The sequence below is a fragment of the Caproiciproducens galactitolivorans genome (assembly GCF_004768785.1).
Taxonomy (GTDB): domain Bacteria; phylum Bacillota; class Clostridia; order Oscillospirales; family Acutalibacteraceae; genus Caproiciproducens; species Caproiciproducens galactitolivorans.
Genome location: NZ_SRMQ01000023.1, coordinates 1 through 5,232 on the forward strand (window position 1 = coordinate 1; position 5,232 = coordinate 5,232).

Annotated in this window: 7 protein-coding genes; 5 read left to right on the plus strand and 2 right to left on the minus strand. The window is 41.3% G+C overall.

What is annotated here, in order from left to right; genetic code table 11:
* Positions 1-238: hypothetical protein (locus CAGA_RS12765; RefSeq protein WP_207669587.1), on the plus strand; the 238-nt coding region annotated here is incomplete at its 5' end.
* Positions 239-458: 220 nt separating this feature from the next.
* On the opposite strand, the gene CAGA_RS12405 is transcribed toward CAGA_RS12765, so the two are convergent.
* Positions 459-1,217 carry an antA/AntB antirepressor family protein gene (locus CAGA_RS12405; protein WP_135661188.1) on the minus strand — a complete coding sequence of 253 codons (759 nt, stop codon included), beginning with the start codon at positions 1,215-1,217 and terminating at the stop codon, positions 459-461.
* Entirely contained in the window at positions 1,217-1,420 is a 204-nt protein-coding gene (locus CAGA_RS12410; protein WP_135661189.1) for a helix-turn-helix domain-containing protein, read from the minus strand. Before CAGA_RS12410 ends, CAGA_RS12405 begins: the two co-directional genes overlap by 1 nt.
* Positions 1,421-1,652: 232 nt before the next feature.
* Here CAGA_RS12410 and CAGA_RS12415 point away from each other — a divergent pair, with 232 nt between their 5' ends.
* The 4 genes from CAGA_RS12415 (at position 1,653) to CAGA_RS12430 (ending at position 4,919) form a co-directional block, all read left to right on the plus strand.
* A complete protein-coding gene (locus CAGA_RS12415; RefSeq protein ID WP_135661190.1) occupies positions 1,653-2,012 on the plus strand; it encodes a helix-turn-helix domain-containing protein in 360 nt (119 codons plus the stop codon).
* A gap of 6 nt (positions 2,013-2,018) precedes the next feature.
* Positions 2,019-2,264, plus strand: a complete 246-nt coding sequence (locus tag CAGA_RS12420; RefSeq protein WP_135661191.1) for a hypothetical protein — start codon at positions 2,019-2,021, stop codon at positions 2,262-2,264.
* A 123-nt stretch (positions 2,265-2,387) separates the two neighbouring features.
* Entirely contained in the window at positions 2,388-3,683 is a 1,296-nt protein-coding gene (locus tag CAGA_RS12425) for a minor capsid protein (RefSeq protein ID WP_135661192.1), read from the plus strand.
* 129 nt (positions 3,684-3,812) lie between these two features.
* On the plus strand, positions 3,813-4,919 hold the full coding sequence (locus CAGA_RS12430; protein ID WP_135661193.1) for a site-specific integrase: 1,107 nt from the start codon (positions 3,813-3,815) through the stop codon (positions 4,917-4,919).
* The last annotated feature ends 313 nt before the right edge of the window (positions 4,920-5,232 follow it).

Sequence of the window (5,232 nt, forward strand, 5' to 3'; positions counted from 1 at the left end):
GAACTATTTGGGATTTCACACCCACAGGATTTACACTTCATTTTTCTTTCCTTTCTTTCAATATTCCTTTCCTGATCAGCTTGTTCCTTGTAGAACAATCCGGGCATATGTAACCTTTGATCGGCTGATGGATACGGATAATCCAACGCTTTCCACAGCGCGTGCAATGGGTGGTCATGAGACCCCCTCCAAAGGCGCAACCCCGAGTATCACTTCTAACGGCATTCTCAGCTTTTGACTTACCCGACGTAATTCGGCCAGGGTAAAGCCTTCTGGATGATTAAGCCGGTCAAACCAAGTTGATCGGGAAACGCGGGCTGTAAGCGCCATTTCGTTGTTGTTATATCCATTTATCGCCATACCGTACTTAATACGGCCAACAATTTCCCGATCCGAACGCACGGAAGGCGGAGTACGCAGCCTCGGCATAAGATCACCTCATTTCGTTAGAATATTCCTTACGCACTCTGCTGGTCGATACCGTACTTAATCGCCATTTCCTTTACGATCGCTGAGTAAATTTCGATCAGCTTTTTATCATCTGCAATGACATCAACCTTGTTAAGCCTGTCCCTCTTGGATTTGCACACGCCCTCGTCAGCCATCCTGCGGCGCTTATTCGTAAGACGGGTTTCCAAACTTACGCCGCCGCGCTGATCGACCAGCTTATAAATCTCGGATTGCACGTCGCGGAGATATTCATTTCCGCCCCGCGCCCGGGCAATTTGTACAATCAGCTTCCGCGTATCTTCTCGCCATGAGCGGGTATCTAATGCAATAACGTCACCGATATGATCGAGGCGCTTGTTGGTATCGGCAAGGGCCTTTTCTTGTTGCTTTTGCTCAACTTCCAATTTGATAAGCAGCCGAAGTTCCGGGGAAAGATTTGAAATATCGGTCTCCAGTTCGATACGCTTCTGACGGATTGCTCGTCCTTCGGGTGTGCGCTGAATCATCGCGATGTGCTTCGCCATGTCGAGGGTAAGGATGTGGTTTACTGATGGTCTTCCGCCTGTAGGTTTTTCCGATTTTTCGGAAAAACTGCTGTAGTCCTCATTTTCAGCAAATCCATAGTCGACCATACGCGGAAACCAGTCTGCATATTTTTCATTAATTTTGAGCTTCTCGTGAAGTTCCCTGCCAATGACAACTTTCTTTCCCGTGTCGGTGGTATAAACCGGGATAATGTCGCTACTAAATACTGTAAGATTGTTCATTATGTACCTCCGTTCTGTTTTTTCTGGATAAGCTCGTCCAGCGCTTTTGAGAATTCCGCTTCTGCCCCATTCGGATTTCTGTGTCCGTTAAGCACCATACTTACGTATTCCGGTGTGTAACCAAGCTGCTCCGCAAGCTGCTTTTTAGAAATTCGATTTAGATGCAGTTTTGCAATCAGCTGGGCTGTCCAATTTGCTGGCATTAAAAAGTTCACCTTCTTGTATTTTTATTGTTGCATTTCTTAAACTTATGTGCTATTATCTAATTATCACGACAAGAACATAAACTCTGCTGACTGCCATCTAGCAGAGTTGGCACAATTAGTTTATGTACTGCAACCTTGTAACTCAAGTATAGTACATGAACATAAACTTGTCAACACTTTTTTGTTATGTTCTCAAACTTTTTTAACGCATAAAAAAGGAGACAATGTTATGTTTTATGATGTGTTTGCCAAACTTTGCGAAGAACGTGGAATTAAACCGAGCAAGGCTGCGGAAGAATGCGGCATCAATAAATCAAACGTCAGTAATTGGAAAAATAATGGTTATGTTCCACGCAGTGATGCGCTGAACAAAATAGCTGACTATTTTGGGGTAAGCGTGGATTATCTACTTGGCAATGAACAAAAAGAAAAGTCCCTCGTCAATAATGACGAAGAGCTTACTGCTTATCTGGAAGAGTTGAAGACAAGGCCTGAAATGAAGATGCTTTTTAATCTCGCCAAGGGCGCGACAAAAGAGGATGTTGAAAAGGCTGTCAAAATTGTAGAAGCTTTTTTAAAGAAGGACTGATCGACCTTGGGCGATATATTTATACATTCGCTGCCACTTCCGGCCAAGGTGCACGCGCTTACTATCCCTGACGCATCCGGAGATTTTACAATAATCATTAATTCAAATCTGAATGATCTGGTGCAGCGCAGGGCATTCGAACATGAATTGAAGCACATCGCCTTAGACCATTTTTACGATGAGAATGGTGTCGCTGAGGATGAGCAAGAAGCAGAGGAAAGCGTTAGAAACAGTAATTTGATTGCTATGTAAAAAAATAAGCCCACACGCTATTCGCGGTAGCGTGTGGGCAAAAGCGAAAAAATTCCGACTAGGAATTCCTCAAATACATTGTAGCATATTAGAATAATATGTCAATTATTGGGGGAAAGTACTATGTTTCGCTTTTTAAAGCACTTGTTTGGAATACCATCCGGAGAAAATTTAAATGGGAAAACATCTGGGGATTCACTAGGAACAAATGACAAAACTTTCAATAATTTGGAAGAGTCAACATTAGATTTAGATATTGAAGGATTAGATCAGCAAGGGCGTATCGCAACCGAACAACGCTATCAAAAATATATTGATATTTTGTGCCGGTTTAATCCTCATGACCTGAGGTTGTGTCCCGAATCAGCCGAGCCGCATTTTAATTCGGTTGAATTGGCATTTTTAAAATATATCGATGGGACATCCATCAAAGCATTTGCCCCCGCCCAATACTGGTATTACGAATATGGCCTAAACTATAAAGCAGAAATTGCTAAATTCATTTCAGCGGGTTTACTGTTAATTAGCCCATTGAACGATATTGAGAAAAAGACCATTCCGCAGTTAAAAGAAGTTTTAAGAATAAAAAATCTCCCATTAAGTGGTAAAAAATCCGAATTAATTAGACGAATTTACAGTAATTTTACAGAAACCGAAATTGAAACATTCTTACCAAAAGGAGAAGAATATTATATTCTTACTGAGAAAGGGAAAGAACTTGTAGCCGGTCTGAAAAAATCCGCGACTAAAAACCTTGAGTTAGAAGACCATTGCATTGAACTTATATTGAACAATAAAATTAATGAGGCATATAAAGCGGTTGCTGCATTTCGAGCCTCAGTTCCCGGCCAGTCCGGGCTTGGAATCGATTGGAATGAAGAAAAGCTCAAAGGTTTATCAAAAAGATATTTATCTACGTATCAAAAAATGCTGAATTACGCAAAATCCGATGATGAACGTAAAGTCGCTGCCTGTTGTATTTTGTGCGAAGTGATGGGAATCCCCCATAAAAAATGCTTGATGATAAACAGAGTCTGTGATTCTACCGGTAAAGAATTTCTCGATAAGTTGATTGAAAGAGAAACGCTTTTAGCCATGAAACAAGCTATAAGGGAAGAGTTGAAAGAATATAAACAAGACGGTATAACCCAATATCAAATTCTCGCAGCATTGGATACCGAAACTTGTCCCTTGTGTGGAAAAATGGATAGTAAAGTTTTTAATATTTCTGAAGCGAAGATAGGAAAAAACTGCCCACCTTTTCATAGTGGTTGCAGGTGTTGTATAACTCCTTTTATTCCAGAATATGATGACTTAGCCGGTCCTCGCGCTGCCCGAGACCCGGTAACCGGAAAAAGCATTACTGTTCCAATGATGTCATATACTGAATGGTATAAAAAATATATTGAAGGCAAATAAAAAAAACGCCCGCTCCGGGTACCAGCCGGAGCGAGCGGCCACCATCAGCAGGGCTGACAGCGTACGTATAATAACGCTATTATATTGTACCAGTTCAGCCCTCCAAAATCAAGATAGGAGGGTATTTTTATGGCTAAAGCAAAGCAGTTACCAAGTGGAATGTGGCGCGCTCAAGTGTACGCCGGAAAGGACGCAAACGGAAGGCGAATATACAAATCGTTTACTGAAAGCACCGAACGCAAGGCAAATCTGGCAGCATTGGAATGGCAGGAAAGGTATAAAGAAATCGCTTCTGACAGTTCGAATTTAACAGTTGAACAGGCAATCGATGAATATATGCGTCTGAAAAGCAATCTTCTCTCGCCGTCTACTATTCGATTTTTAGATAATGCTAAGCGAAATCATCTAAAAAGCATACGTACCGTAAAGTTAAATAAGCTGACGCAAAATATAATTCAAAACGCAATTAATACAGAGGCAGAAAAAAATTCGCCAAAAACCGTTAAAAATATATACGGCATTTTAACGGTTATTTTGAGGCAATACAGATCCGATTGGGCGATTCCTAAAATTACATTGCCACAGCAAAAAAGGCCTGCAACTAAGGCGCTGAACAAACAGCAGATAGCTAAGTTGCTTTATAGTATCGATGGTGATATAATTGAGATACCGATTTTGCTTGCTTTGTGGTTAGGCTTGCGTCGGTCGGAAATACTCGCACTAAAGTGGGATAACATTGACTTCGAAAAAAATACAATTCGGATTGAAGAAGCTATGGTTCCGGACAAAGACCACAAAATGGTTGTTAAGAGCACAAAAACGACATACTCAACACGGACGCTAAACCTGCCGCCGTATATCGCCGAGAAGTTGAAGGAATTGCCAAAAGATGGGGATAGGATATTTAATATTAGTCCCGGACTTTTGAGCAAGCATTTCCCTAGACTGTGCCAAAATATTGGTATAGGGCGGTTTAAATTTCACGATCTCCGCCGGTCTATGGCAACCGTTGGCATTACCCTAAATATTGCGGACAAGCTCATTATGGCGCGCGGGGGATGGAATAATATACAAACTATGAAAAATATATATCAAGTGGTACTAGAGAATGATCTCAATGAAGCGGACATGCTAATCAATAACTATTTTGAAAGCATATTGTTAAAGGCCAAAAATAGATCTAAAAGTGCAAAAAACATGCAACACGAAATGCAACACAAAAGGCCCACAACATAGGTATATAGCCGGTTTTAGCGATTTCCAAGAGGGTTCAAGTCCTTCTGCCCCTGCCAATCCGGGCCCGCATAGATGCTGATTTCAGCGTCTATGCGGGCATTGTCTATGTTGTTGGTTAAATTATTTCAGCAAAGCAAAATAATTCGAGCAAAACAGTTAAATCAAAAGCAACGAAACACAAAATTTGGCTATGTCAAGAGAAGTTCGCAATTTGGGGACTCCACGAAATGAATTAAGCTGCGCTTAGCAGAAGTGTCTGAATCGATTTGGGATTCAAATATGCTCTGGAAACGGACCAGTCTTCAGCGTATTC

Excerpts from the sequence above, each read along its gene's own strand:
- CAGA_RS12410 (WP_135661189.1), bottom strand. The coding sequence starts at position 1,420 with ATGCCAGCAAATTGGACAGCCCAGCTGATTGCAAAACTGCATCTAAAT.
- CAGA_RS12405 (WP_135661188.1), bottom strand. The coding sequence starts at position 1,217 with ATGAACAATCTTACAGTATTTAGTAGCGACATTATCCCGGTTTATACC.
- CAGA_RS12425 (WP_135661192.1), top strand. The coding sequence starts at position 2,388 with ATGTTTCGCTTTTTAAAGCACTTGTTTGGAATACCATCCGGAGAAAAT.
- CAGA_RS12415 (WP_135661190.1), top strand. The coding sequence starts at position 1,653 with ATGTTTTATGATGTGTTTGCCAAACTTTGCGAAGAACGTGGAATTAAA.
- CAGA_RS12430 (WP_135661193.1), top strand. The coding sequence starts at position 3,813 with ATGGCTAAAGCAAAGCAGTTACCAAGTGGAATGTGGCGCGCTCAAGTG.